Source organism: Marinobacter antarcticus (assembly GCF_900142385.1).
GTDB classification, from domain to species: Bacteria; Pseudomonadota; Gammaproteobacteria; order Pseudomonadales; family Oleiphilaceae; genus Marinobacter; species Marinobacter antarcticus.
On sequence record NZ_FRAQ01000001.1, the window covers coordinates 867,470 to 894,141 of the forward strand.

A 26,672-nucleotide genomic window follows, 5' to 3' on the forward strand; every position below is an offset into this window, starting at 1 on the left:
TTGGCGTACACTTGTGCGCAAAAATCCTGTTACAGAGTTTTTTACATGAGTGTTTTAAGAAATCTGTTGGCTTGGTTGAGTGTTCCGGTGATCTGCATGTTTGCCTTGCCGTTTTATATTGCACGGCCGTTCAACCCGGACAACAACCGGTTGCTGGGTTGGACAATGTCGCGGGTCGGCCGTGTGATACTGGGTATGAAGCGGCCCCTGGAGGGCGCTCAGAACATGCCCAAAGACCGTCCTGTTATTGTCATTGCGAATCATCAGTACAACGATGATCTGTTTGTGATGGGTGACTTGATGCCGCCCCGCACTGTTACCGTCGGAAAGTCCGCGCTGATCTGGCTACCGTTCTTTGGTCAGGTATTCTGGCTTGGAGGCAATGTGATGCTTAACCGTGCTCATTCGCGCAAAGCCATTGCGGCCATGCAGGCCACCAGCGATGCCATTACCCAGGATAACAAGAGTTTGTGGGTGTTCCCGGAAGGCACTCGCAGCCGAGGCCGCGGCCTGCAGAAGTTCAAAAAAGGCGCATTTTATGCTGCGGTGATGACTGGAGCCCCTATTGTGATGGTATGCAACGCGGAGTACCGGAATAGAACATCGGGCTGGTCGGGCAGGCGTGAGCCGGTGGCCATCCGCATTCTGCCACCGGTTGAAACCACAGGCCTTACCACCGAGGATGTTCCTGCCTTGATCGCGCGCTGCCATCAACAGATGGCGGAAGCGGTTGCCTCTCTGTGATGCACGCCGCCCTGGTTTTGCTGCGTGCCTGAAGTGGTTGAAGCATCAGTAAAAACAGGGCAGTCTTTGCGGTGCTGATTGTTTGGTTCAAAGAATTTCCCATAGAAGTCCTGCAAAGAGAGGCAAAAGATGAACCTGATTCTGTTTCTGATTATTGGCGGTGTTGCCGGCTGGCTCGCTGGCTTGATCATGAAAGGCCGTGGCTTTGGCGTGCTAGCCAATATCGGCATTGGTATCGTCGGCTCGTTTATCGGCGGTTTTGTTTTTCGCCTCTTGGGGCTGGCTGCTCAGGGAACCATTGGAGAACTGGTAACCGCTACAGTGGGTGCAGTGTTGCTGCTGGCTATCGTCAGCCAAATCAGGAAGAGCTGAAGATGATCGTACCTGTTACCGGAGTGTTCGCTGCTGTCCTCGGTATTCTGTTGTTGGTGCTGTCGGCTCAAGTGGTGAAATTCCGGCTGAAGTACAAAATAGGCATGGGTACTACGGGCGACCGTGATTTCGAAGCTGCCGTCCGAGCCCATGCAAACCTCATAGAGTACGCACCTTTGGGGCTGATCATGCTGGGTATTGCCGAGCTTAACGGCGTAGCCAGTGGTTTCATCTACTGGACAGGCATGGCTCTGGTGGTCGGCCGCATTCTTCATGCCTGGGGTATGATCAACGGTCATGGCGAGGAGCACAAAGCGCGGGCGATCGGCATTGTTCTGACGTGGTTGGCCATACTGGTTGCTGCGATTCTGCTGTTATGGAATGTCTGGTACGTATACGGCTGACTGTAACGGCCTGAACTCCCTGGGGCCGTCCATTTCGGCCCCGCTGTGTATTCCCTGCCTAGAGTGCTTTGGCCATGTCGCGGGTCAGGTATTCGAGCTCTATCCTGCGATTGGCTGCCCGGTCGTCCGGCGTAGCCAGAGGGCGGGCTGACCCCCAGCTGGCAACCAGGATACGCGATTCGGCAATACCCTCTTTAATCAGAAGCCTGGCTACTGCGTTAGTCCGCAGTCTGGACAGAAAGCGGTTATAGTCCTCGGCGCCAAAATTATCAGAGTGGCCATGAATCCGGACGCTGACGGCCGGATACTGCCTCAGGTAGACTGCATGTTGCCGGATGATTGCGCTGTCTGAAACGTCCAGTTCGTGCTTGTTGAAACCGTAATGAAACCTCATCCGGTGTGGGCGTTTCTCCTCAACCACAAGGGAGGCTGCATTAAAGCCGTATGCTACGGCAGCTTTGGCAATCAACTCCGGGTTGTCCAATACGAGTACGGTCATCTGCAGTATCCTTGTTTCAGGTCTCCGATTTTTCTTGTTATTCCTGCTCACTATTAGCCCAGGCAGAAATAACGGCAATTGGCGGATGGTCGACATGACATTCACGCTGAAAACTATTTAAGCGCGAAAATAAGACACTGGTATGATAAAAACCGGTTTTTCAGGGACAGATTATGATGAATTGTGACCGCCCATGCTGATTATTCCTGCCGAGAACGCTGTTAACTGGAAACGCCCGCCCTGGGTTACCCTCGGATTGATGCTTACCTGTATTCTGGTCTTTCTTTTTTACCAGGCCGGAGACAGCCGCAAGCTTGAACAGGCGGTTGGTATCTATCTGGATTCCGGTTTGGCGTTACTGGAAGGGCCTGCTTATGAGGATTACCTGCAGAGGAAAATCCGCTTTGAAGGTGAGGATGAGCGGGTTTTTGAGCTTCAGAGGTTTCAGAAGCTGAGAGCGGAAGACGAGAACTCCTGGCTTGCGGTCAGCCTGCTTATGGATCGTGAGTTCTACCAGTATCTGCTGCAGAATCGCGACGTCATCTGGGCCCCGGCAGAGCGGGTGCGCTGGCTGGAACAGCGTACCATCATTGAAGAAACCTACATCCAGCGCCTGAGCGCCCAGAAACTGGGTCTGATTCCCGCGAAACTGTCTCTATACACTCTGGTTACCTACCAGTTCCTGCACGGCAGTTGGGGGCACATCATTGGTAACCTGGTCTTCCTGTTCCTTCTTGGCTTCACCGTTGAAAAAGCCCTTGGCCCGGGCCGTTTTCTGCTCGCCTACCTGGTGTGCGGCGCACTGTCTGGTGTTGTTTTCACTGTTTTCTCGCTGGGTAGCTATATCCCGCTTGTGGGTGCGTCCGGTTCCATTTCGGGGCTTATGGGCATGTACGTGGCCATTTACGGTTTACAGAAGATCCGCTTCTTCTACTTTCTTGGCGTGTACTTCAACTACTTCCGGGCGCCCGCGCTGGCCATATTGCCGGTGTGGCTGGGCAAGGAAATATACGACTACTGGTTTGCCGGTGCGACCGGTGTCGCTTATATGGCGCATGCCGGCGGTCTGCTGGCAGGCGCGGGGCTGGTCTGGCTCTTGGGCAAAAGCTGGCTGCAGGTACGTGAGGAGTTTTTTGAGCCGGAAGAGGATGAACAGGATGATCGCTTCACAACCGGCTATGCCCAGGCCATGGCAAGCCTGGGGCGCATGGATTTTGATCTGGCCAAGCGTCAGTTCGAGGCGTTGCGTGAACATTATCCCGACAGGCCCATTCTGCTGGAGCATCTGTATAACCTGGCGAAACTGCGCCCGGACTTACCGGAGTACCTGTCCCGTACCCGGGAGCTTATGAACGACACCCTGAGCCGCCGGCAGCCGGAGAAGATGATTGCTGCCTGGCAGGAATACCTGAGTAAAGGGGAAAGCTATCACCCGCTTGCGGCGGAGGATCACAACAGGGTGCTGTTCACCAGTCTCAAGCAACACGACCTCAAGGCAGCAGAAAAAGCCTTTGAGCGCCTGCGCAGCGCTGATGATCCCTTGCTTACCATAGAGGCCTGCCGGCTACTCGCCGAAGAGTTTGAGAAACTGCAGATTGCGCCCAAGGCCCGACACTATCGGCAGTTGCTTCAGGCGGATTGACGCAGCCTGGGACCTGTGAGGGCGGAGCCCCCACAGGTCTTACTCCTGAACTACGAACGAGGCCTTTGGGCCCTTGAGGAGTTCCCTCTTCTCAGCCTGATCCAGAAAAATCGGAATTTGTTCGTGTAACGGATGGCTGGCACAGCGCTTCTGGATAAACGTCAGGAAGGCCGTCGCCTTTTCCCACTGGTTCAACCCGTTGGCCAGAGCCTGCGCAACCAGAAGGTAGGCCGGGGCAAGTTCTTCGCTGTCGGGGAAGCGTTTGTGGAAGTCCTGCAGCAGCCGCAGTACCTGCTTGAACTGCCCCCGAAGATAGAGACAGCGGGCGCAGCGGACGGCAAGCTCCGGATCATCCAGTTTAAAACCCGGTTCAGCCTGCTCAAGCAGGCCAAGTACAGAAGCTATGCCCTCTCCGTCGTTCCGATCCGCCAGCCAGCCCAGAATTCGAGGGTGGTACTGGTAAAGCTCAGTCGCATCGTTCCGGGCAATCAGCAGTTGGTAAAGCTGTCCGATGCGCAGCGCATCGTCCCGGTTTCGCTTCAGCGCTTCTTTCAGCATCCCCTGAACGCGATCGTAGTTGCCGTCTTTCAGGTTCATATCAATGTCCGCATCAAAGCGGGTGCTGCGATCCCGCTGGTGCATATCGACATCCGCAGTGCCCCCCTGAATATCCGAGGCGAACCCCAGTTCTTCCTGGTACTGAAACAACAGGTAGCCAAGCATGTTGAACAGAATCAGGGTGAAGGTGCTGTTCAGAAAGCCAGACAAGGGTTGTGAAAGCCAAAATGGGAAGTGGTTGAGGGCAAAATCCTGAGCCACACCGGAAGCCAGGGTGAGTAGAATCAGGTAGCCGTAGAGCAGGAAGTAGGGGCTTCCGATGCGTGAAATCAGTAGCGCCAGATTCATCGGATTTACCGCGGCTCCCACAGATCGTTCCATGGCCAGAACCATGATGCTGGCGGGCAGCGCCAGTACCACAAAAGCCAGTGCCAGCATCATCAGTAACGGGCCGCCCACCATCGCGGCCGCGCCAACCAACCCGCCCATCAGAATGAAAACCAGCAGCTGGAGAATAACGATGTTGAACCCGCTGCCGGTGAAGGCGACAGACACGGAGGGTGGCTTCAGGTGACCTTCAGCGGTGTGGTTAATCACGGCATAGGTGTATTTAAACAGCGCCAACGCCAGCAGCAGCCAGATCAGGATCCCGATCAGATTGGCCGGTGCAATAACGGGCACTAGCGTGCAGATAGCGATGACGATCAGTGGGTCCGAGTGGAATGGGTAACGAAAAAAAGATCCGATCCGGTTCCAGAAAGGTACTACTTCCGTCGCGGCTCCCAGATAACGCATGGCTTTATTGCAGCCTGGGCACAGCGCATTGCGCTGGCGAGTATCGGCATCGGGCATGCACCGGGTGCAGTAATGCACCTGACATTCACCGCAGTGCCATTTGGCAGGGTCGCCCGGGTGGTAGTGGCAATCATGTTTCATGGTCGGAGGAAGTCCTGCCTGAATAGAAATATGCTTTTATGATCGCAAAAATGCTGTCTAAAGAATATGCCGTTGCGGTCGTAAAATAATCTATAGATCGCAGTTATTGCAAAAGGATCGTTCACACGCTTATGACAGGATATCTGCGTTGAAAACTGTCTCCGCCATTCTGTTAATGTCTGCTTTCGTTATGGCAGCGGCTCTGCCGTTTGCGCAGGGCCTTTTAAACGAGCTGGGCGGAGAATCAGGATTTTACGGCTATAAAACTGATGTGTCGGTTCCAGCGTTGCCGGGCGCAGAGGTTCCGGATGCGGGGCTGAATGTGGTTTTTTTTGGTTATCGCAGCTGCGGCACCGTGTGCCCGTTGCAGTTGCTGAATCTGAAAGCTTTGCATGAGCGCTGGCAGGATAGCCCGGTGCAGTTTGTGTTTGTGACTCTGGATCCGGAAAACGACAGCCAACGTGAGTTGAACATAGTTATGGAGGCGCTGGGTGAAAACTTTCGTGCTGTGCGGCCGGAAAATTTCCGTCAGGCGCAGGCTCTTTCCGACGAATACGGCGATTTCGCCGCACGTGAGGGCGGCGCCAGCAGCGAGATTAACCACGGTGCCCGGCTTTATGTAGTCGCAGCTAATAATCGGCGGCAACTGCTGTACACCACGCCCGAGCTGGATTTGCAGAGGGTAAATGCCGATCTTGCGCGACTTATGGAGCAACCCGAAGGCTAAAATGCCATGGCGAGCTTTCAGATTAATTGTTGAGCGGGCCGGTTCAGGTCTGGCTTGAAAATGAGGTGTCACTGTGAGTTCAACTAATAATGTTCAGCACCTGTACAGGCAGGAACTGCTCAGTGTAGACCGCAGCATGCTCTGGCTGTTGCTGGCTCACGTGCCGGTAGTGGGGTTGCTTGTGCCTTGGGGGTATGGAACCTATGGCTTTGCGATCACGGCATCTCTGTCAATCGGTGCATTGGTGATTGCCGGTTACAGCTTGCTGCGCGGAACCCGTGCTTGTGGTGTGCTTTTTTGCATGTGCCTGATGCTGTTCTCGGCGACCATGATTCAGGCCCAGCTGGGGCGCCTCGAAATGCATTTTCATATTTTTGCCGCGCTGGCGCTTGCGATTGCTTACCGTGACTGGTTGCCGGTAGTTGCGGCAGCCGCGCTGATAGCGGTGCACCATCTGGTGCTCACAGCGTTGCAACTGTCAGAGGCCACAGTAGGCGGTATGCCGTTGATACTCTTCAACTACGGCTGCAGCTGGTCTATCACCACTGTGCATGCGATTTTCGTGGTTTTTGAGGCCAGTGTTCTGTCGTTCTTTGCGATCAAAATGGCGGCTGAGCAAGAACGCTCAAGGGAAATGATCGCACTGGTCAGCGCCTTTGATGACAAGCACGATCTGCGCGGCCGGCTGGCGAATGCAAAGGGCGACCTTGCTGCTACCTCCTTCAATACGATGGTGACGAGATTTGCAGAATTGATCGAGTCTGTACGGGCGCTATCGGGGCAGCTGCATACCAGCGCCTCAGCTCTGACCGTTGCGGGTGTATCTACCAACCGAATCATGGATGCTCAGCAGGGGCAGACCGATCAGGCGGCCGCTGCCACCAACCAGATGACTGCAACCATTCAGGATGTAGCCCGTAATGCACAATCGGCCGCTGAGTCGGCAACACGCTCAGCGGAAGCGTCTGCAGAAGGTAGTCGCTACATCCATAGCGCTATTACCATGACCGAAGCCACTAATACTGCGTTGATTGACTCTTCCCGCATGGTTACCGAGCTGGTCGAGAAAGTGCAATCCATTGGCACGTTTATCGCCTCGATCAACGATATTTCAGATCAGACCAACCTGCTTGCCCTGAATGCCGCTATAGAGGCTGCACGCGCTGGGGAGCATGGCCGTGGTTTTGCCGTAGTGGCTGATGAAGTCCGTAATCTGTCACGGCGTACTCAGGACTTCACCACTGAGATTCGCGCTACGATGGATGGTTTGGCCAATGTTTCTGAGGCCACTCTGGCAGCCATCGAAATGGGCCAGACCCGCTCCAGGGAAACCTTGGGCGCAATAAACCAGACGGGCAAGGCGATTGCGGATATTGAAGCAGCGATTTCCGAAGTAAATGGAATGAATCTGCAAATTGCATCGGCTACCGAGCAGCAGGCTGTGGCCTCGGGGCAGATCAACCAGAGCGTGCAGCAGGTTGCAGAGCAGAGCCAGGATGTCGTGCGGGAAGCGGCGAAATCTCAAGCTATGGCCGCAGAAATCGAACGTATGGTTATAGAAGTGGACGCATTGATCGCCGATTACAAAACACGCTAGCAGACCTGTTGAGAAATGCTTTATGGCCGTCCATTCACAGGCTGAATGGCGAACATCAATTGCCGTGAGTTGAAGTCTGCCGAAACGATGCGATAGTAGTAAGATACTAACTCATCGTAGGAGGCACACCATGTCGAGTGATACTCACAGTCAGGACAGCCTGAATACCTTCAGCAGTCTGCAGGCAGGCAAGCGCACCTACCACTATTACAGTTTGCCCAAAGCGGCTGAATCGCTGGGCGATATCAGCCGCCTGCCTTTTTCGCTAAAAGTGCTTCTGGAAAACCTGTTGCGCAATGAAGACGGCATAACGGTGGACCAGACCCACATCAATGCCATGGCCCAGTGGCTCAAAGACCGCCACTCGGACACTGAAATACAGTTCCGCCCCGCCCGTGTTCTGATGCAGGACTTTACCGGCGTGCCTGGTGTGGTTGATCTCGCGGCCATGCGTGAGGCTGTTAAAAAGGCGGGTAAGAACCCCGCGCTGATTAACCCGCTATCGCCTGTGGATCTGGTAATTGATCACTCGGTGATGGTCGACGAGTTTGGCACTCCCACCGCATTTTCTGAGAACGTAGCCATCGAAATGGAGCGCAATCAGGAGCGCTATGAATTCCTGCGCTGGGGCCAGCAGGCCTTTGACAACTTCCGCGTAGTGCCGCCGGGAACCGGTATCTGTCACCAGGTAAACCTCGAATACCTGGGCAAAACCGTTTGGCATAAGAAGCAGGGCGATAAAACCTTAGCCTATCCGGACACGCTAGTTGGAACAGACTCCCACACCACCATGATTAACGGCCTCGGCATTCTTGGCTGGGGTGTTGGCGGTATTGAAGCAGAAGCCGCCATGTTAGGCCAGCCGGTATCCATGCTGATCCCGGAAGTCGTGGGCTTCAAGGTTTCCGGCAAACTGCGTGAAGGCATCACCGCCACGGATCTGGTGCTTACAGTTACTGAAATGCTCCGCAAGAAAGGCGTGGTTGGCAAGTTCGTGGAATTCTATGGCGATGGCCTTAAGGATATGCCTGTGGCAGACCGTGCCACCATTGCCAATATGGCTCCGGAGTATGGGGCAACTTGCGGCTTTTTCCCGGTGGACGAGCAAACCCTCAAATACCTGCGCCTGACCGGCCGCGAAGACGAGCAGGTAGAGTTGGTAGAGGCCTATGCCAAAGCTCAGGGCCTGTGGCGTGAACCTGGCCATGAGCCGGCTTACAGCTCCACCATGGAGCTGGACATGAGTAAGGTGGAAGCCAGCATGGCCGGCCCCAAGCGGCCACAGGATCGGGTTGCACTGAAAAACATGAAATCAACCTTTGAATTGCTGATGGCAACTGCCGAAGGTTTGCCGGGTGCGAGTGATTCCCGTGAAAGCAGTCTGGCGTCAGAAGGTGGCCAGACAGCGGTGGGCGTGGATAACAGCTACCACCACCCGTCGAGCCAGCATCTTGAATTGAACGGAACAAAAACGCGCCTGGACCCGGGTGCGGTGGTTATTGCCGCCATTACCTCCTGTACCAACACATCCAACCCCAGCGTTATGATGGCCGCCGGGTTGATTGCTCAGAAGGCGGTCGCCAAAGGGCTGAAAACCAAACCCTGGGTAAAAACCTCACTGGCCCCCGGTTCCAAGGTTGTAACCGACTATCTGCGTGTAGGCGGGTTTCAGGATGATCTGAACGAACTTGGGTTTAACCTGGTCGGTTACGGTTGCACGACCTGCATTGGTAACTCCGGCCCGCTGCCGGATGCGGTTGAAAAAGCCGTTCTTGATGGCGATATCACCGTGGCCTCTGTGCTCTCCGGCAACCGCAACTTTGAAGGCCGAGTGCATCCTCTGGTGAAAACCAACTGGCTGGCTTCGCCTCCCTTGGTTGTGGCCTACGCTTTGGCTGGCAACGTGCGGCTGGATCTCGACAAGGAGCCGCTGGGCAAGGATAAAGAGGGTAACCCGGTATTCCTGAAGGATCTTTGGCCCAGCCAGAAGGAAGTAGCGGAAGCAGTTGAGAAAGTGAAAACTGACATGTACCGCAAGGAATACGCCGAAGTGTTTGATGGCGACGACACCTGGAAGGCCATCAAGGTACCTGAGAGCAAGGTTTACGAGTGGTCTGAAAAGTCTACGTACATTCAGCATCCGCCTTTTTTTGAAGGCATGGGTGAAGAGCCCGAGCCTATTGAGGATGTGAAGGACGCGCGCATTCTGGCGCTGCTGGGGGATTCTGTAACCACCGACCATATCTCTCCGGCTGGCTCGTTCAAGGCGGATTCTCCGGCGGGAAAATACCTTCAGGAACACGGGGTGGATCCGAAAAACTTCAACTCCTACGGCTCCCGCCGTGGTAACCACGAAGTGATGATGCGTGGCACCTTTGCCAACGTACGTATTCGTAATGAAATGCTGGAGAACGTTGAAGGTGGTTTCACGAAGTTTGTGCCCACCGGAGAACAGATGGCCATCTACGATGCCGCCATGAAGTACCAGGAACAGGGAACACCGCTGGTCGTGATTGCCGGTAAAGAGTATGGAACTGGCTCCAGTCGTGACTGGGCAGCCAAGGGTACGCGGTTGCTGGGTGTCCGGGCCGTGGTGGCGGAGTCCTATGAGCGGATTCACCGTTCCAACCTGATTGGTATGGGCGTTATGCCTCTGCAGTTCCCTGAAGGCACGGATCGTAAGAGCCTGAAGCTGACAGGAGAGGAAACAATTACCATCAATGGATTGTCCGGCGAGATAAAGCCGGGTCAGACCTTGACGATGGCGATAACCTACAAGGACGGTTCCACCGCAAGCTGTGAGCTGAAATCGCGGATCGATACCGCCAACGAGGCGGTGTATTTTATCCACGGCGGCATCCTGCATTATGTGGTGCGTGAGATGCTGAAGTCTGCCTGAACCATTTGTTTTCTGGTTCAGTTAGGAGCCGGCAGCCTGTTAAAAGGCTGCCGGTTTTTTTATGGGGTATCGCTGTTTGCCATCGGCAGGCGTATCCAGAAGGTGGCGCCCCGGCCCGGCAAAGACTCAAAACCGACTTCGCCGCCCATTACAGTGACCAACTCCCGTGTGATGGCGAGCCCAAGCCCGGTTCCACTCTGGCTCCGGGTGTCGGAGCTGTCTGCTTGGGCAAAACGCTGGAAGATCTGATCCCGGAAGGCTTCCGGAACCCCCTGTCCGTTGTCTTCAATATCAATGGTGACCGTTGGTTTCCCTTCAGAGACTTGCTGCCGGGCAGACAGGTTGACGCGACCGCTGGCCGTCGACGAATACCTCGGTCTCGGGGGTGTCGGGCGCAAGATCGATGGTGATTTCACGCTGAGCCCCGTAGGACTGATTTACAGTGACCGCCTGTTCAAGCAGAGGCCGTAAAGGCTGCCGTTTCAGGTTGATGTCCAGTTTGCCTGCTACCAGCTTTTCTATATCCAGTAAGTCATTAATCAGCGTCGCCAGTTAGCGGGCATTGCGCTCGGCGATGGCCATCATGTGCTGGGCTTTTGGTGGAAGAGTCCCGGCGGCGGCGCCAGCCAGCAGTCCGATGGCGCCGGTTATGGAGGTGAGCGGTGTGCGCAGTTCGTGGCTCACAGTAGATACGAACTGGTTTTTCATGCGTTCGATCTTTTTGCGTTCGGAAATGTCCTCCACGAGAACCCAGAGCAATTTGCGTTCTGAAGAATCACGTATCAGCATACTGTGAATGATGGCGGGGTAGGCAGTACCGTTGCAGTCGGTCACTTCTTGCTCCAGGGGGCCGAAATACCCCGTCTGCCTTAATTTCTCCAGAACCTCAGTTCGTAACGACCCGTGGCTGGAGGCAAGCAGCTGGCGATAGTCCAGTTTCAGGAATTCATCCTTGCGGTAGCCGGTCGACTTGAGCATGGCAGCATTCACGTCGATGATTGCCGCAGTTTGGTAGTCAACCAGAAGGATGCCGCTGGGCGCGAGTTCGAACAGGTGACGAAGCTGCAGTTCACTTTCCTGCAAGCCTATCAAGGCCCTTTTTTTATCGTCGATATCTTCAAGGTAGCCATGCCAGATAACGCTGCCGTCGGAGAGTTTTTGTGGCGTTGAGTTGCCCTCAATCCAGCGCCAGCTGCGCTCCTGCCCGCGTATCCTGAACTGAATCGACCAAGTGCTCAGCCGGCGTGCAGACTCATTAATCGAGGTTTTTACAGCGGATAGGTCATCGGGGTTGATCATCGCGAAAACAGCCGCAGCATCCTCCCGGGCCTGCTTCTCGGTCAAACCGAACATGCGCTCAATACCCTTGCTGCTGTAGGGATAATTCATGCGCCCATCCGGATAGAGACGGAACTGATACAGCCCACCGGGAACCAGGTCTACCAGTTGTTTGAGCACGACCAGGGACTCATTCTGTTGTTCCAGTTCCTGTTCACGGTAGTGAACGGCCAGCTCGCGAGCACTGATCTGCTCTTCGGCACAGTCCGCCAGATCCCGCAGGCACTGGCGATCTTCTTCGCCCAGCCTGCGTGGTTTCCGGTCAATCACGCATAAAGTGCCCAAGGCATGGCCGTCTGCGCTATGAAGCGGCGTGCCAACATAGAAGCGGATATTTGGATCGCCCGTCACCAGAGGGTTGTCGCAGAAACGCTCATCTTCAAGCGCATCCTCAATCACCAGCGGCTGCCTGTCAAAAATGGCGTGGCCGCAGAACGAAATGCTCCTGGGCGTTTCGCCGACCCCCAGCCCGACACAGGACTTGAACCACTGCCGGTCGCGGTCGATCAGCGAAATCAGAGCGATGGGAGCATCCAGCAGTCGTGCTGCCATGCGGGTGAGCCGGTCGAAGCGCTCTTCAGGGGGAGTGTCCAGAATTCGCAGTTGATCCAGTGCCGTTTGTCTGGAGCGCTCATTGGCGGGTAACTCAGGTGCCTTCATGATGCTTGACCCTCCGGGAGCGTTGTGTCGCACAGGGGCAGTTCAACCCAGAAATGCGCACCGTCACTGTTGTAGAACCCGACATCGCCGTTCAGCAGAACAGCAAGTTGGCGGCTGATTGCCAGGCCGAGACCCGTGCCGCTGGTTGCCCGGGTGGTGCCCACTTCTGCCTGGGAAAAACGATCAAATATCTGACTCTTGAAGTCTTCCGGCACTCCAGCGCCCTGATCGCTGACGGTAATGCGTAGCCGGTTATGATCGGTTTTTTCGGCTTTAATGATGATCAGCCCATTGTCTGGTGAAAACTTGATGGCATTGCTGATGAAGTTATCCAGAATCTGTCGCAACCGATGGCCATCGGTCGTCAGCCGTATTTCAGGTGTATCACTCACGACCAGCCTCGCGCCTGATTCTCTGGCCATTGTTTCGTTGCTACTGACGGTGTCGGTGAGTAATTTCCGCAGGTCTTCAGGTTGGAAGCTAAGGCGCATCTTGCCGCTTGAGAGCTTATTGAAGTCAAGCATGTCGCCGATGAGCAATTGCAGGCGTTCGCCGTTGCGCAAAGCCAGCGTTGTCATTTCTCTGGCACGCTCGGGAAGTTCGCCCGTCGTACCAGACTGAAGCAGCCGCAGAGCGCCATTCATGGATGTCAGCGGCGTTCGTAGTTCATGGCTGACATTGGAAACGAAGTTGTCTTTGAGCTGGTTGTTGGCATCCCGCTCATCCAACAACTGGTTAAACGCCTGGGCCAGGTCACGCACCTCTGGCGCACCCTGTTTTTTGAGCCGACGCGAGGATTCGGGCTTCTGAATCATGGAGCGTATACGCCGGGTCATCTGTGTGAGGGAAGAGGTTGTGGACCGCAGCGCCACATATGTCAGTAATAGTATTCCGAGAGTTGCCCCTGTGCTAATCAGGAAAAACCGGCTGAAAGCCCGCTCGGCGGGAGCGGTTGCAAGGGACTTGGGAACCGCGCGAATAAACAGCCAGCCCAGGCGCTGAAGATGACTGGTTGCATAGATAAGCGTCTCTCCTGATTCAGCGTCAACCTCGCCAAAGCTGATGCCGGACAGTGCGGCGTCAATCAACAGATTTTCTCCCGGATCTGGCAGTGTCTCGATAATTTTGCCTTCTCGGGAACCCTCTACAAACAAAAAGTTATCCGTGTCTACCACCAGAAATATAGCGTCTTTACTGGCATCCTCTCGTATGTGCGCCGGTATCAGAAGCGACCGATTCATTTGCAGAGTGCCGCTGAGAAAACCAAGAAGTTTTCCGTTATCACTCTCAATTGGTGCGATAAAAACCATCAGCGGCAGGCCCGTTGCCCGGCCTATAATGGGTCGGCTGATTACCGGGCGGCGAGTTTCAATGGCCCTTCTCCAGTGGGGCCGGTCCCCGTAATAGGTGCCGATTCTGCCCTGAGCAAAAATATTTTCAGCAATTAATATAGCGTTTGGAGATAGAACGGTCAGGCTGTGGGGGAACAGTTCTCTCAGTTTTCGCTGCTTTTGCAGGAGCCTTGTAAGTTGTGCCTTTGGTAACAATTGACCATCGTTGCCTAACATGGTGGCAAACTGAGCCATCACGCTGATACGAAGCTCCAGGTCCTGGCTGACAAAGTTGGAAATGCGGGCGGTTTCATTCACCTGTTGTGCTAAGAGGTTGTTTTCAAAATCTTCCAGCAATGCATCGTAAGCGGTATAGATAACTGAGCCCAAGGTGGCCAGACTGCCAAGGATTATGATTACGGCAAGGCGAGTGCCCAGAGATAAATGACTCAAAACGTGCTCCTGTCTGGCTATTTGCCGGAAAACTTGGTTTGATTGAACATTAATTGAGCGAGAATTCACAGCGCTTGTGCGCGACTATCAGCAAGAGCCTTTATGCCTCAAAGCCCTTCTTCCGAGGTGCGGAAAAAACTGGAGATTCTTCGTAATCGTTTTCGAGATAAAACGATACGTGAAATTGAGGGATTGGTCGCCAGTATCTTTAACGCATCCCGGTACCCTGAAGCCATTGAAGAAGTGACCGCTGCCTATAAGTTGTTGCACAGGTTGGCGGGCTCTGCCGGCACTTTGGGCTTTACACAGCTTGGCGAACAGGCCCGAAAACTTGAGATTGCAATAAAGCCACTGGCAGACCAGGTTGCTGTCGGGGCTGAAAGCGAGCGCATCCGGCTGCAGTTAAAGCAGTTTCTGGATGCTGGCTATGAAGAAGATATAGTCGGCCTTGGCAATCTTTTAGGTGCGGCCGAGCCTGTAGCAACCGTGTGGCACCAGCCCATGCCTGTGGAGGCTGACGACCAGGCTGTGTTGTTGATTCTGGAGCCTGAACAGGAGCTTGCGGAGCTGATATCGAAGGGCCTGGCGCTATACGGGTATCGATTGCGCAGTGTGAGCAATGGCCAGGAGTGGCCAGACAACATGGACGATGTTGATCTGGTCATGGTCAGGGACACTCTTCTAGAGGATGAGAATGCGCATTGGTTGCCCAGACTGCATGACCGACCAGTGATCTGTTTCAGTCAGGCCCACGAATTTACCACCCGTTACCGGTTGGCCAGCCTGGGCGTTGATGCCTGTCTTGATGAGCCCCAGGATATTCCAGCTCTTGCTGACCGGGTAGAGCAGTTACTGGCGGAAGGGCTGGCAACGCTCACCGGCCGGGTGATGATTGTGGACGACGACAGCGAGCTGTTGGAACACTACCGTCTGGTTCTCACCAGCGGCGGGATGGAGGTGCGTGCCCTGTACGACCCCTCACGCTTGCTTTTTGAGCTGTCAGAGTTCCGGCCTGACATTTTGCTCATGGATGTGCAGATGGGGCATTACGATGGTCCGGTTTTGGCCCGGATGTTACGGTTCCAGGCAGAGTGGCTCAGTCTTCCGATTATTTTCTTTTCGTCGGAAGAAGATCGTGACCTGCAACTGGATGTGCTGGCCCGCGGTGGTGATGATTTTGTGACCAAACCGGTATCGGATGAGTTCCTGTTGCGCACAGCCAGGATACGCTGCTATCGCGCCCGACAGTCTTACCGGTCTGTTGAAGCACGCGCTTGCCAAAACCGAGCTGAATCGCGAATACGCGCGCTGTAACCGTAACGGGCATGATTCTGTTGTGGCCATGCTGGATCTGGACCATTTTAAACAGGTCAACGACTCGTATGGCCACGGGACGGGTGACATGGTCATCAAGGCTTTGGCGAACCTGCTGCGCCACCGGTTGCGCAATACAGACATTATCGGCCGCTATGGCGGTGAGGAATTTGTAGTGCTGTTGCCGGAGTGCTCACTGGACAAGGCCGTTGAAGTGCTTGAAGCGCTGAGCCAGGATTTTTCCCGGCTGGTGTTCAACGGAGGCAGCGAGGAATTTTCAGTCAGCCTCAGCGCGGGTGTTGCTGCATTGAACGTCTATGAGTCCGGTGAGCAGGCTATTGAAGCAGCAGACCGAGCACTTTATCAGCGTAAGCGTGCGGGACGTAATGGCGTGACTGCTGCCTCCGGAGATCTGTCGTGATTTACAATTGCAAATTGAGAGTGCCACGATGTATGTGTTGATTCTCGAAGATGATGAGCTGGTAGGTGATTTACTGGAGACCGTTGTGGCCAGTGCTTATCCGGGCGCCACTATCCGGCTTTTTACCTTGCTGCAGGCTGCGCTCATTAGCTGGGCGCAGCAGCCCGCAGACCTTGTCATCACTGACCGGAATCTGCCAGATGGCTCCGGTCTGGAGCTGATTCGTGCGGTTCGGCAAACCAGCGGCGAGACTCCTGTGCTCATGATCAGCGGCCGCACTGACCGTGACTCCATTCTTGCGGCGGCTCACTTGGGTATTAGCGGTTACATAAGCAAACCGTTCCAGGTAGATGCGCTGCACCAGCGGCTGACAGGGCTGGTGCCGGCTTCGTTCGTTCATGGTAGCGGGGCAAATACTCTGGATGAGAAAATGCAGGCAGCCTGCCAATCTGCGATACAGCTGCCAGGTCAGATTGACACAGCTGCAGTCCTTGCTCTCATGGCAAACCGCGACGAGCTGGACGCCATCACGCTTGCGAAACAATGGAAGCAGGAGCCTGCTCTGAGTGCCAAGATGCTGGATGTGGCGAACAGCGCTTCATTCCGACGCTCCGGTACGTCGGTAAAAACGCCAAAAGAGGCAATCAGCGTGATTGGCGTTTCCATGGCGCTGAATCAAGCGCTTGCGCTATCGCTGGATATTGCCGGCAAGTTAACCTGTCCGCACCTCGCTGAGCGCGCGCGCATTGAACAGGAACAGGCGTTGCGAGTTGCTGAGGCTGCCAGTAATCTCGCCAGAAAGGTGGGTGACAACCCGGCGATCTATTACACGGCGGGCCTGTTGAGCAGGGCCGGGGAATTGGCGGCGCTAAAAGTTCTACAGAACCACTGCGACCAGAGCGGCGAGCCACCGGAGCTTGAGCAGATTGACTCCGCCATTACCTTTTGGGCGGAAATGCTGGGTAACCGAATCAAGGTGCAGTGGCATTTACCTCTGGATCTTCGGGAACTGATTGGTGCCGTATATTTCTTGAGCAAGAGCAACGTCAGCCGGTCAAAACTGGTGATGCGAGCGTCTGCGTTGCTGGTGGCGGAGCAGGCCGAAAGCCCTGAGTGCCGTACATTATTGCGAAGGCTGGGTATTGAGCACAGTGAGAAGAGCAGGGATGATGCCAGACAACAGTCTTAAACGTATTCTGATGATTGAAGATGAGCCGGATATCCGCGCGGTAGCGGAACTGGCTCTGGAAGCCATTGGCGGGTTTGAGCTGACGGCTTGTGAATCCGGACAGCAGGCGCTGGAACAGATTGGTGAATGCCAGCCCCAGCTGATCGTTCTGGATGTCATGATGCCGGGGATGGATGGTCCGGCAACCCTGAAAGCCATCCGGCGTTTGCCGGGCCATGCTGCGACACCAGCCGTGTTCATGACCGCGAAGGTTCAGAGCGATGAAGTTCAAGGTTATCTGGCGCTGGGCGCAGTGGGCGTTATTCCTAAACCATTTGATCCGCTCATATTGGCCGACCAGATCAGGGAAATCTGGAACGAGACCTGTGCTATCGGTTAAGATCTTGCCGGTTTTTACTGTCATTATCCGAAAAGGCTGTCATGTCGTCCTCTCGCAATAACGATGAAATCAAAGCCAGGCTCAACCTGGAAACCTCCCACATACGCTGGCACGAACTGCAGACCTACTATGCACGGGGTCATGTGGTGCGTGTGGGAAGCGATCTGGACCTGCTGGAGGTGGCCTCCGAGCTGGCCGCTGATAACCGCGCCTGCTTTGAGCAATGGCTCGCCAACGGCGACGTAGGGGACGTATCACCGGATATGGCTCGTGCCTGGTACGACCGCAACGCCGAGCTCTGGGCCGTGGTTGTGGCGCCTTGGGTGCTGGTTCAGAACCGCTCTGACTCGCCGGTGCATTAATGCTGACCGGCGCGTTACTGATTCTTGCCCCCCTGTTTTTGGGCTTTGCGCTGTCGCTTGAAAACCGCCGCTTGATGGCCGCTATTCATTATCTGGTGGAAGCTCTGGTGTACTTCATCCTGGCTCTGCTGGGGCTTGGTCTGGGCCAGATGGAAGGGCTGGTGGGTCAGCTTGGAGCTATGGCAGGCCAAATGTCGACTCTGGTGGTGGTTCTGTTTGTTGCCAATATGGCAGGACTGTGGCTGCTTCACCGCTGGCGGCCCATGGTACCGGAGCACCGGGATGCGTCCTCTGGCGGCGCTGGTTACGTGCGTCTGTTCATGGCCGCTCTGAAACCTCTGCTTGCGGTGCTGGCGGGCTTGTTGTCGGGCTACTTTCTGTTGCCAGAACTGCCGCAAGCGGAGCAGCTGGCCACCTGGTCCTTGATGCTTCTGCTGTTCCTGATTGGCCTGCAGTTGCGCAATGCCGGGCTTTCCCTGCGCAAATTGCTTATGAACACCCAGGGCTTGGGTATTGCGGTAGTACTTGTGGCCAGCTCTCTGCTGGCGGGCGTGCTGCTGATTCCTGTGCTGGGACTGCCCTGGCACGATGTACTGGCGCTGGCTTCCGGGTTTGGCTGGTATTCGCTCTCGGGAATTGTGATCGGTGATGCCCTGGGGCCCGCCTGGGGCGGGGTGGCATTCCTGAATGACGTGCTTCGTGAGATTATTGCGCTAGCCATTATACCGCTGGTTATCGGCAGCCGACCCGCCATGGCCATCGGTTATGGCGGAGCCACTTCCATGGACTTCACGCTTCCGGTGATCCGCAGTAATGGCGGGCTGAGCTGTGTACCGGTCGCCATTGCTTCAGGTTTTCTGCTGTCTTTTCTGTCGCCAGTTCTGATGGGTGTTTTTTTGTCTCTCGGCTAGAACAGGAGAGCGCTGCGCGGGCTCAGGAAAGGAACTTGCGCACATCAATTCTGTACTCATCCGGGTCAACGGCGCGCAAAATACGGTCTTGGCTACTGGTTTTTGAGAGGTCAATGGTTGTAACGGTAATCGGCATCCGGAATTTTGTGTGGTACATCACTCGCACAATCGGTAGTCGCTGATCTTCCTCGTTGATTTCAACCACAACACCGAGCCGCCCGCTGTCGAGCAGAACCAGGGATCCCACCGGGTACAAGCCGATACACCGGATGAACTGCTTTACCAACGCCGGGTCCAGGTGATCACCGCTCCACTCCAGAAGCTTCTTGAGGCCCTGAGTGGGCGTCATGCCCCGGTGATAGACACGGTTTGCGGTAATCGCATCATAAACATCGGCAATGGCGACCATGCGTCCGTAAACTGAAATCTGCTCGCCTTTGAGACCTTCAGGATAACCGGAACCGTCCATACGTTCGTGGTGCTGGGCCGCAGTGATCACGGAGAGTTCGCCGATGCCTTCCGTTGCAGACAGAATGTCGCGGGAATGCCGGGCATGAAGTTTCATGACTTCAAACTCTTCCGGTGAAAGGCGGCCGGGTTTGTGCAGCAATTCATCGGGCGTCAGGATTTTACCAAGATCGTGGAGCAGGGCGCCCACAATGGTCTGGTGCATGATGTCGGCAGAAAGTTCTCGGTACTGCCCGAAAACGGTCATCAGAACGCTCAGGTTTACCGAGTGCTCGAGCAAGTAATTATCTTTTTCGCGAATACGACCCAGACAACCCAGCGCATTGGCATTCCGCGCTACTGAGCTTTGCAGTTCGTCCGCAAGCTTATGGAGTGGGGCTATATCGATAGATGCGCCTATCTTGGCGCTGTTCATGAAGCTGCCGACCAGCTCCTGTGCCTGCGAATGAACTCCCAGCGCCGTCACCATCTCCTCGGAAAGAGAAACCCGTGGCGTAATACCGGGCTTTTGTTCACCCGCTTTTTGCAATGCTTCTTCGTTACGCTCTTCTACTTCTGCCGCTGTTTCCGAATCCTGGGTATCCGTGCCCTTCCGGGCATCGATATAGATAAACTGTACGCCCATCTTGCGGATCTTTTCGATGGTTTCCTCACGCTTGATAACGCCATGCTTGCGCTGGGTATTATGGGGAATCCAGTCGTTGTTGAGGTCGGTAATGTACATACCGACCTTCAGTGCAGAGATGGGGATGCGTTTGATCATTGCTCAGGGAAAAACGTTTGCAGGCTGTTCTGATAGGTCTGGATAATCACTTCTTCCAGCGGCAGATCTTTCACTTCGGCGATTTTCTCAGCCACAAACGGCAGATAGAAAGGCGCATTCTCCCGGCCACGATAGGGCACTGGCGTGAGAAACGGGGCATCGGTTTCTAGAAGAATCTGGCTGAGGGGTGCCATACGAACAATATCCCGCACGTTCTCTGCCTTGTTGAAAGTAGTAATGCCATTGAAGCCGAGATTCCAGCCCTGATCCAGCGCATATCTTGCGAGGCCTGGGCCAGACGTAAAGCTGTGGATTACGCCACGGCGCTTGAGGGACTGCTCGAACTCTTTGAGTATAGCTATTGTATCCACGTCTGCATCACGGCTATGGATAACCACCGGGCGGTCGCTGTCGGAGGCAATCTGAAGCTGGCGCCGGAAAACCTCACGCTGGATGGCGCGATCAGCGTTGTCATAGAAATAATCCAGCCCGATCTCGCCAACCGCGACGATCTTGTCGTCCCGGGCGTGAGTGCGAATTTCAGCTTCAACGGCATCGCTGTAACTTTCCGCCTCATGGGGATGGATGCCTTGAGTGCCGAAAAGCCACGGGGCTTTTGTGCTGAGTTCGCGCACCGGCGCCAGGTTGCCCGGTGCAACAGCAATGGTAATCACCCGCTCGATGTTCACCCTCCTGGTTTCCTCCAGGGTTTCCTCCAGGGGCCGATCCTTGAGGTAATCCAAGTGACAGTGAGTCTCGATGATCGGGTGATCGAATACGGGAATCTCGCGACGTTTTTTACTCATTGACGGGTGCTAGGCTCCGGTACAGGCAGTCAATTTGACTGCTACTCTTTAGTTTGGCTGCTACGCTTACGCTTGGGTCTCAAGTGGGCTAGTTTATCAGTTGTTCGTTTATTGGCCTACATTCATCGGTAAGGGGTTCCTTAATGAATGTCGTCATTCGGGTTTGATTCGGGATGGAGGTACAGATGCACGTTGTCGTTATTGGTGCTGGCGTTGTGGGCGTAACAACAGCCTTTGAACTGAACCGCCGCGGTCATCAGGTGACGGTGCTTGAGCGCCTCAGCATGGCTGGCAATGAGACCAGCAAAGGCAACGCGGCCCAGCGCTCCTACGGAGTGGTTTACCCTTGGGCAGATCCGGGCATGGTGTTCAAAGCACTGCCTTGGCTCTTCAAGCAGGATGGCCCACTGAAGCTGCGAGTGCCACCCTCCCTGGATGCCATGCGGTTCATGTTTTCTACTCTGCGCTATGCCTGGTCGCCTGGTCTGTTCGGTTTTAACAAGCTCGCCATGCTCCGCCTCGGTATTCATAGCCGCGAGCGGTTTCTGAAACTGGAAGACGAGTTAAATCTGGCGTTTGATGGCGGCCACCGCGGCCTGCTGAGCCTTGCCAGCACGCCTGAACAGCTGGAAGCGTACCGGGGCACACAACGGGTACTGAACGAAATGGGCATCGCCTCCAGCCTGCTGACCCCGGAGCAGGTTTACGAGGCTGAGCCAGGTATGGCCGGGAATGGCCCGCTGTATGGTGCCTTGAGTTACGACACCGATGGCACCGGTGACTGCCAACTGTTTTCTCAAGAGCTGGCAAAAGCCTGTGAAAACAAAGGCGTTCGCTTCCGGTACAGCGTTCAGGCGGAGCGGCTTATCGCCAACAGCCAGGCTGTGGAATCGGTTGTACTGCGCAACGAAAACGGCCAGCAGGAAACCCTTGCTGCGGACGCCTTTGTGATCAGCGCCGGTTGCTGGTCTCCGGAACTGGTTCGCCCCTTGGGCCTCAAACTGCCCATATACCCGGTCAAGGGCTACAGCATTACTGTGCCCCTGAAAAACCCGGAGATGGCACCCGTTTCCACGATCCACGATGATAACTACAAAGTCGTATCCACGCGCCTGGGTGACCGCTTGCGCGCAACCGGTTTTGTGGAACTGGCCGATTTCAATCGGGACATTCCTGAAGCGCGCATTGCCACCATCCGGAAATCCGTTGAGTCCCGCTTCCCGGGCTGTGCAGACCTGGATGCGGCAGAAACCTGGACCGGCTTCCGCCCCATGACCCCGGATGGCCCCGCCATCATCGGTCGCGGCCCGCGCCGCAACCTGTACCTCAACACCGGCCACGGAACTTTCGGCTGGACCTTCTCGGCGGGCAGTGCGGATGTGATTGCGCAGGTGATTGATGGTGAAGAGCCGGCTGTTTGCCTGGATGCCTTCCGCCCGGGGCGCTATCAGGAGTGAGTGTTCACGAGCCCACCGAGACCTATTGCTCGCGGTAGCAACTGATTAATGGCTGTTTCTGGACGCGCTCAGGGTTTGCGGTATTCCACTCGCGCAACACAGCCGTCTTTAAAGTAAACGTAGGTCAGCTCATAGAGTGCACCGTAATAGCGGGTCTGATAAATCCACACCTCCTGGGGGCCACCGTAGGTTTCCGGTGGGTTACCGAATGCGCTGCGCACATGCTCCCGAGTCATGCCTTCGACGACCTGTCCTCGAATCAGATATCGGCGCAGATCCGTCGAGTTGATAAAGCGACAGGAGTCTGGTTCGGATGCTTCGCCGGCTTTTTTCTCTGGCTCCGGTTCAGCCGCGGCCGGGGCTGGCAGGTTCTGGTTGAAACGACCCCCGATGCGATTATCTCTGAGTTGAATGGCTTCGGCATCGTCACTACAGGGCGTGTCGGAAAATATTGTGTTTCCTTGAGCGTCGTCACAGCGGAACACCTGCGTTTGAGCTGAAACTGTCATCGCGAGTGAAAAAACCAGGCCGACCAATAATCTGAGCATGGATGACTCCTGGGGACACCGCCAAAAATAAAGGCGCCGGAGGGCGCCTTTATTGACTTCATCTACACATATACAGGCTTATGCCGTTTTAACGGAGAATCTGAATGCGCGCTTCAACCCGACGGTTTTCAGCACGGCCAGCGGCGGTGGCATTGGAAGCTACCGGCTCCGATTCACCATAGCCTCTGGCCCTCACTTTTGCAGGATCTACACCCAGCGGGCCAGTCAGGCGTGCTGCTACAGCTTCGGCGCGACGCTGTGACAGGCGCTGGTTATAGCTCGCTTTGCCCATGCTATCGGCGTGGCCGGCAATTTCAACAACAGTTCCCGGGTTGTCGTTGAGGGCATCTGCGACACGACTGATTTCTGCATCGTAGGTATGGCCGATCACGGAGCTGTTCGTCGGGAACTGAACCTCAATAGTAAAGGTCTCGATGGTTTTGACTACTATACCTTCGCAGCCCGTGTCATCCACTTCCGCACCAGCGGTGGTGTTCGGGCAAAGATCCTGGGTATCGACGACACCGTCGTTATCGCTGTCGAGTTCGCAGCCACGCATGTCTACCACGGCACCACTAGGGGTATCCGGGCAGGCATCGCGCAAATCAGGTACACCATCGCGGTCTGCGTCTGGCTCACAACCAGTGCTGTCAACGGTTGCGCCAGTCGGGGTGCCAGGGCACTGGTCGCGGGAATCCGGCACGCCGTCACCGTCCATGTCTGCTGGAGCAGGCGCTGCGCTTGCAACCGTGCGGTTAAACGCAAAACTGATGCCGAGAGCAACCTGGGTATCAAAGGTGCTTTCGTCGATGCCGTGAAATTCGCGCAGGTCGCCCCGCAGAGATAAGGAATCGCTTATATTATACCGCACACCTGTACCCACGTTAACGCGGGTTTCATCGTGGTTGGTACCGGCGGTACGCACGCCGCTGGCATCGTTCACACCAAAGTCAGCGTTACCTAAACCTAAAGAAACATAAGGGTTCCAGGCTTTGTCCTGAGGGGCAAAGTAGTATGTGCCGTCCACGCGGATTTCTTCAAAATCTGACGACCCGGAGACGTACTTGCGGTCTGCATCAGCCCGGGAGAACATCGCTTCAATCGCCCAGTTCGGCTTGAACCGGTATTCCAGACCCACGCCAAATGTGCCTGATTCACTCAGATCACGGTCATCATCAAAAAGCTGAAAAGCGGCGAAAGGGTTAACGTAAACCGTTTCATTGCGATCAGCCAAGGCTGGGGCCGCAAGAGTACTGGCGATGGCGGCCATCGCGATCGGGCGCATGATGCTCATGCAGAACCTCCTGTTCGATTATCTTTGTAAAGCTGCGGAATCGCTATGTGACTGAGGTCACACGTACCTTTAATTTAAGCCATAAGGGTACAAAAAACAAAGAATAGTGACGCGATGTTACATCAGGAGATATACGTGTTGCTCGCGGCGTTCACCAAATTATCCAGTGCTTTAGCGGGGTGGAATGCTGAAATAGAGATGGGCGCTTTTTTTGCTGAAATTCATTTTCTCACCGCCGGCAAAATGAACCTCAAAAGAGCTTTCGTCTTCTGCGACTACTGCGCCTGCGCCGAAAATGGTGTGATTAAGACGCGGCTGGTGCCACAAGGGTGAGATGGTGTTGTCATTTGTCTTAATCTCGCCTTGCAGAGTAATACCTTCCTGTTCGGCATAACGTGAGCTGACCGGTGTCAGGAGTGCTTCCAGCTTCAGTGAGCGATCGGTATCCGGTGTCCGTTCATCCAGCCAGCGCCCGAACTCATTGGCCAGATCAAAGCAGAATTCTTCGACAAAGCGGCTAGGGCCCTGATCGCCATCCAGATGGGGTTGTTTGCTCATTGGTCGGGTGATCAGGTGCAGCGTTTGCCGGGTGCGTGTCATGGCGACGTACAGAAGCCTGCGCTCGCTTTCCAGAGACGCCCGTGCATCATCTTTGGGTCTCGGGCTGTGGGGCAGATATTTTTCCTGCAGCCCGGGTATGATCACCCGCGGCCACTCCAGCCCCTTGGTGCGGTGAATGGTGGAGAGCAAAGCACCCTCGCCAGCCTGCTTCTCGCTGGCCTGTTGTCGCAGCGCCTTGAGGTGTGCAAGGGCGCCCCCGGCATCAATATTCAGGCCTTTCAGATATTCGCGAAATCCGTGAATCGTATCAATGCGTTCCTCCGCGCTGTCATGAGTCAGCGCCAGACTGCGGACACCTTCATACAGGTCGGTGTGCTCCGCATAAACCGTGATCAGACCAGCAACGGAGCCTGAGTAGCCGCGCAACTGTTCCAGAACCTCACCCAGCTTGCGCAGTTTGCGCGCAGCCATGGGCGCCAGCGCCCCAAAATCCAGCGCCAGCAAACGTTCGTGCCAGCCGTTGGCAGACCCTGCAAGAAATCGCGCCAGCTGCTCCAGCTCCGGCTCTTTGAGGCCTACGTGGGGAAAGCGCAGAAGCTGCCGGGCCAGCTCCAACCTGTCGTCCTCCGGCAGTTTCTCCAGTTTTCCGGAAACCACCATCAACAGCGCGGTGATCGCTTGCACTTCGCGACTGAACAGCGCGCCCTTGCCGGCATCTATTCGGTAGGGAATCTGCCGCGCCAGCAATTTGAGTTCAATTGGCACACTCTGGCTCCAGACCCGGAACAGGATCGCTGTATTCGCCAGAGTGACGTCCGCTTCTTGATCAAGGATCTGCAACACGGTATCCGCGTCGTTCTCAGCCCGGTGCAGAGTGGTTTCCGTGGCCGGTGTGGAAGGGTGGGAGTGGCACAGCACATCCCTGCGCCCGGTGTTGTGGCAGATCAGGTGGTTGGCCAGCAGGGCTACGCGGTGACCATAGCGAAAGGTGTAACTCAGTGTCTGCTCCAGCGGGCTCTCAAACTCATCGCTGAAGCGTTTGAGAATAAACTCCGGCTTCGCGCCCCGGAATTCATAAATGGTCTGATCCGGGTCTCCTACCACCGTTACGCGGGCTCTGTCTCCGGCAACATAGCGTAACAGCAGGTGCTGAATCTCATTGGTGTCCTGATACTCGTCGACCAGAATCAGATCCATTTTGTTCCCCACCAGCCGCTGTAGGGGTGGGTTCTGGTGAATCGCCATCACCGGCTCGTACAGCATATCCGCGAAACTGATCCGGCTTTGTCCTTTACGCCACTGCTCGAAGCTGTGGAACAGGTCGATCAGGTAGCGGTGCTTATCGGAGTAGCCCAGCTCTTCAAACACTATCTCGGTGGGTGACAGGGTAGTCTTTACCAGATCAATAAACCCCGTTGCGGTCTCCACAAAATCCTTCTTGTTGCGCCGTATCTCGTCCGCGAGATCCTCCGGCGCCAGCCGCCGTGTTAATAGCCAGGCCTGAAAGCTGATCTCTTGCTCGGTCAGAATCTTCTCGGAAAAAGCCGGCAGATAGCCCTCCCGCACAAACCGCTTATACAGCCGCAGCCCCATGGCGTGATAGGTGCGTATCTCCGGCAATGCCAGCCCGTTCTGGTGGCATACCTCCTGCAGCTTGCGCTCAAAATCCACCCGGGCACTGCGGTTGAACATAAGTACCAGCATGCGGCCGGGGTCATGGCCCTGTTGCAGTAGGTAGCGGATGCGCCAGGCAAGCGTGGACGTTTTGCCACTGCCTGCTACTGCGGTGATCACTGAATGCTCGTAGCCGGCGGTAATAATCGCCCGCTGCTCGTTGGTGAGAAAATCGGGCAGATCCAGGGCGGCGGATTCGGGGGTATGGATTGGCATAGATGCTATTGTACGGGCCAACTGGTAGCGCGGGTACCTGTCCCGCATAATTGCGGGCAATCTGCTGAGTTAACCTGATTAACCCATCATGCGAGTTTGGGGTAAGAAGTAAAGCAGGGCCCTGCTTTGCTTCTTACCTCGACAGTTGT

General features: G+C 55.4%; 22 protein-coding genes and 1 pseudogene. 14 read left to right on the forward strand and 9 right to left on the reverse strand.

Annotation, left to right across the window (positions count from 1 at the left end; all coding sequences use genetic code 11):
* Positions 1-45: 45 nt before the first annotated feature.
* From BUA49_RS04070 to BUA49_RS04080, 3 genes are all read left to right on the forward strand, one after another.
* Positions 46-744, forward strand: a complete 699-nt coding sequence (locus tag BUA49_RS04070) for a lysophospholipid acyltransferase family protein (RefSeq protein WP_072795723.1) — start codon at positions 46-48, stop codon at positions 742-744.
* 129 nt (positions 745-873) lie between these two features.
* Positions 874-1,116, forward strand: a complete 243-nt coding sequence (locus BUA49_RS04075; protein WP_072795724.1) for a GlsB/YeaQ/YmgE family stress response membrane protein — start codon at positions 874-876, stop codon at positions 1,114-1,116.
* A 2-nt stretch (positions 1,117-1,118) separates the two neighbouring features.
* Positions 1,119-1,520: an MAPEG family protein gene (locus BUA49_RS04080; protein ID WP_072795725.1), complete on the forward strand. Its 402-nt coding sequence runs from the start codon at positions 1,119-1,121 to the stop codon at positions 1,518-1,520.
* Positions 1,521-1,578: 58 nt separating this feature from the next.
* Here BUA49_RS04080 and BUA49_RS04085 read toward each other — a convergent pair whose 3' ends face one another.
* The gene (locus BUA49_RS04085; protein ID WP_072795726.1) at positions 1,579-2,019 is read right to left on the reverse strand and encodes an OmpA family protein; all 441 of its coding nucleotides are present in this window, start codon (positions 2,017-2,019) and stop codon (positions 1,579-1,581) included.
* A gap of 193 nt (positions 2,020-2,212) precedes the next feature.
* Between BUA49_RS04085 and BUA49_RS04090 the strand changes: the two genes are divergently transcribed.
* Positions 2,213-3,661, forward strand: a complete 1,449-nt coding sequence (locus tag BUA49_RS04090) for a rhomboid family intramembrane serine protease (protein WP_072795727.1) — start codon at positions 2,213-2,215, stop codon at positions 3,659-3,661.
* A 39-nt stretch (positions 3,662-3,700) separates the two neighbouring features.
* Here BUA49_RS04090 and BUA49_RS04095 read toward each other — a convergent pair whose 3' ends face one another.
* Positions 3,701-5,155 (reverse strand): hypothetical protein, encoded by a 1,455-nt coding sequence (locus BUA49_RS04095; RefSeq protein ID WP_072795728.1) that lies wholly within the window; start codon positions 5,153-5,155, stop codon positions 3,701-3,703.
* Between the two features lie 148 nt (positions 5,156-5,303).
* Between BUA49_RS04095 and BUA49_RS04100 the strand changes: the two genes are divergently transcribed.
* From BUA49_RS04100 to acnA, 3 genes are all read left to right on the forward strand, one after another.
* The gene (locus BUA49_RS04100) at positions 5,304-5,882 is read left to right on the forward strand and encodes an SCO family protein (protein ID WP_084063483.1); all 579 of its coding nucleotides are present in this window, start codon (positions 5,304-5,306) and stop codon (positions 5,880-5,882) included.
* Positions 5,883-5,955: 73 nt separating this feature from the next.
* Complete coding sequence (locus tag BUA49_RS04105; protein WP_072795729.1) at positions 5,956-7,479, forward strand: methyl-accepting chemotaxis protein; 1,524 nt, start codon at positions 5,956-5,958, stop codon at positions 7,477-7,479.
* Between the two features lie 130 nt (positions 7,480-7,609).
* Positions 7,610-10,378: an aconitate hydratase AcnA gene (gene acnA, locus BUA49_RS04110; RefSeq protein ID WP_072795731.1), complete on the forward strand. Its 2,769-nt coding sequence runs from the start codon at positions 7,610-7,612 to the stop codon at positions 10,376-10,378.
* Positions 10,379-10,437: 59 nt separating this feature from the next.
* On the opposite strand, the pseudogene BUA49_RS04120 reads toward acnA, so the two are convergent.
* Together BUA49_RS04120 and BUA49_RS04125 are read right to left on the reverse strand one after the other, a co-directional pair.
* A pseudogene (locus tag BUA49_RS04120) lies at positions 10,438-12,376 on the reverse strand (GAF domain-containing protein).
* Positions 12,373-14,160 carry a sensor histidine kinase gene (locus BUA49_RS04125; RefSeq protein ID WP_072795740.1) on the reverse strand — a complete coding sequence of 596 codons (1,788 nt, stop codon included), beginning with the start codon at positions 14,158-14,160 and terminating at the stop codon, positions 12,373-12,375. Before BUA49_RS04125 ends, BUA49_RS04120 begins: the two are co-directional and overlap by 4 nt.
* Before the next feature lie 102 nt (positions 14,161-14,262).
* Between BUA49_RS04125 and BUA49_RS04130 the strand changes: the two genes are divergently transcribed.
* The 6 genes from BUA49_RS04130 to BUA49_RS04150 are packed head-to-tail and all read left to right on the forward strand — an operon-like array spanning position 14,263 to position 18,736.
* Positions 14,263-15,474 (forward strand): response regulator, encoded by a 1,212-nt coding sequence (locus BUA49_RS04130; RefSeq protein WP_084063485.1) that lies wholly within the window; start codon positions 14,263-14,265, stop codon positions 15,472-15,474.
* Positions 15,359-15,895 carry a GGDEF domain-containing protein gene (locus BUA49_RS17520; protein WP_084063486.1) on the forward strand — a complete coding sequence of 179 codons (537 nt, stop codon included), beginning with the start codon at positions 15,359-15,361 and terminating at the stop codon, positions 15,893-15,895. The genes BUA49_RS04130 and BUA49_RS17520 overlap by 116 nt, the downstream gene beginning before the upstream one ends.
* A gap of 28 nt (positions 15,896-15,923) precedes the next feature.
* A complete protein-coding gene (locus tag BUA49_RS04135) occupies positions 15,924-17,084 on the forward strand; it encodes an HDOD domain-containing protein (protein WP_072795744.1) in 1,161 nt (386 codons plus the stop codon).
* Positions 17,062-17,463 (forward strand): response regulator, encoded by a 402-nt coding sequence (locus BUA49_RS04140; protein ID WP_217650396.1) that lies wholly within the window; start codon positions 17,062-17,064, stop codon positions 17,461-17,463. The genes BUA49_RS04135 and BUA49_RS04140 overlap by 23 nt, the downstream gene beginning before the upstream one ends.
* Before the next feature lie 41 nt (positions 17,464-17,504).
* On the forward strand, positions 17,505-17,825 hold the full coding sequence (locus tag BUA49_RS04145) for a DUF2288 domain-containing protein (RefSeq protein WP_072795747.1): 321 nt from the start codon (positions 17,505-17,507) through the stop codon (positions 17,823-17,825).
* Positions 17,825-18,736 (forward strand): lysine exporter LysO family protein, encoded by a 912-nt coding sequence (locus tag BUA49_RS04150; RefSeq protein WP_072795748.1) that lies wholly within the window; start codon positions 17,825-17,827, stop codon positions 18,734-18,736. The genes BUA49_RS04145 and BUA49_RS04150 overlap by 1 nt, the downstream gene beginning before the upstream one ends.
* Before the next feature lie 22 nt (positions 18,737-18,758).
* Here BUA49_RS04150 and BUA49_RS04155 read toward each other — a convergent pair whose 3' ends face one another.
* Both BUA49_RS04155 and BUA49_RS04160 read right to left on the reverse strand, forming a co-directional pair.
* Positions 18,759-19,967 (reverse strand): HD-GYP domain-containing protein, encoded by a 1,209-nt coding sequence (locus tag BUA49_RS04155; RefSeq protein ID WP_072795749.1) that lies wholly within the window; start codon positions 19,965-19,967, stop codon positions 18,759-18,761.
* On the reverse strand, positions 19,964-20,773 hold the full coding sequence (locus BUA49_RS04160; RefSeq protein ID WP_072795750.1) for a TatD family hydrolase: 810 nt from the start codon (positions 20,771-20,773) through the stop codon (positions 19,964-19,966). The genes BUA49_RS04155 and BUA49_RS04160 overlap by 4 nt, the downstream gene beginning before the upstream one ends.
* Positions 20,774-20,958: 185 nt before the next feature.
* On the opposite strand from BUA49_RS04160, the gene BUA49_RS04165 reads away from it, so the two are divergent.
* A complete protein-coding gene (locus BUA49_RS04165; protein ID WP_072795752.1) occupies positions 20,959-22,230 on the forward strand; it encodes a D-amino acid dehydrogenase in 1,272 nt (423 codons plus the stop codon).
* 68 nt (positions 22,231-22,298) lie between these two features.
* Here BUA49_RS04165 and BUA49_RS04170 read toward each other — a convergent pair whose 3' ends face one another.
* From BUA49_RS04170 to BUA49_RS04180, 3 genes are all read right to left on the reverse strand, one after another.
* On the reverse strand, positions 22,299-22,778 hold the full coding sequence (locus tag BUA49_RS04170) for a DUF4124 domain-containing protein (RefSeq protein ID WP_072795756.1): 480 nt from the start codon (positions 22,776-22,778) through the stop codon (positions 22,299-22,301).
* An 88-nt stretch (positions 22,779-22,866) separates the two neighbouring features.
* On the reverse strand, positions 22,867-24,072 hold the full coding sequence (locus BUA49_RS04175; RefSeq protein ID WP_072795760.1) for an OmpA family protein: 1,206 nt from the start codon (positions 24,070-24,072) through the stop codon (positions 22,867-22,869).
* Positions 24,073-24,243: 171 nt separating this feature from the next.
* A complete protein-coding gene (locus BUA49_RS04180; protein WP_072795764.1) occupies positions 24,244-26,571 on the reverse strand; it encodes an ATP-dependent helicase in 2,328 nt (775 codons plus the stop codon).
* Positions 26,572-26,672 lie beyond the last annotated feature (101 nt).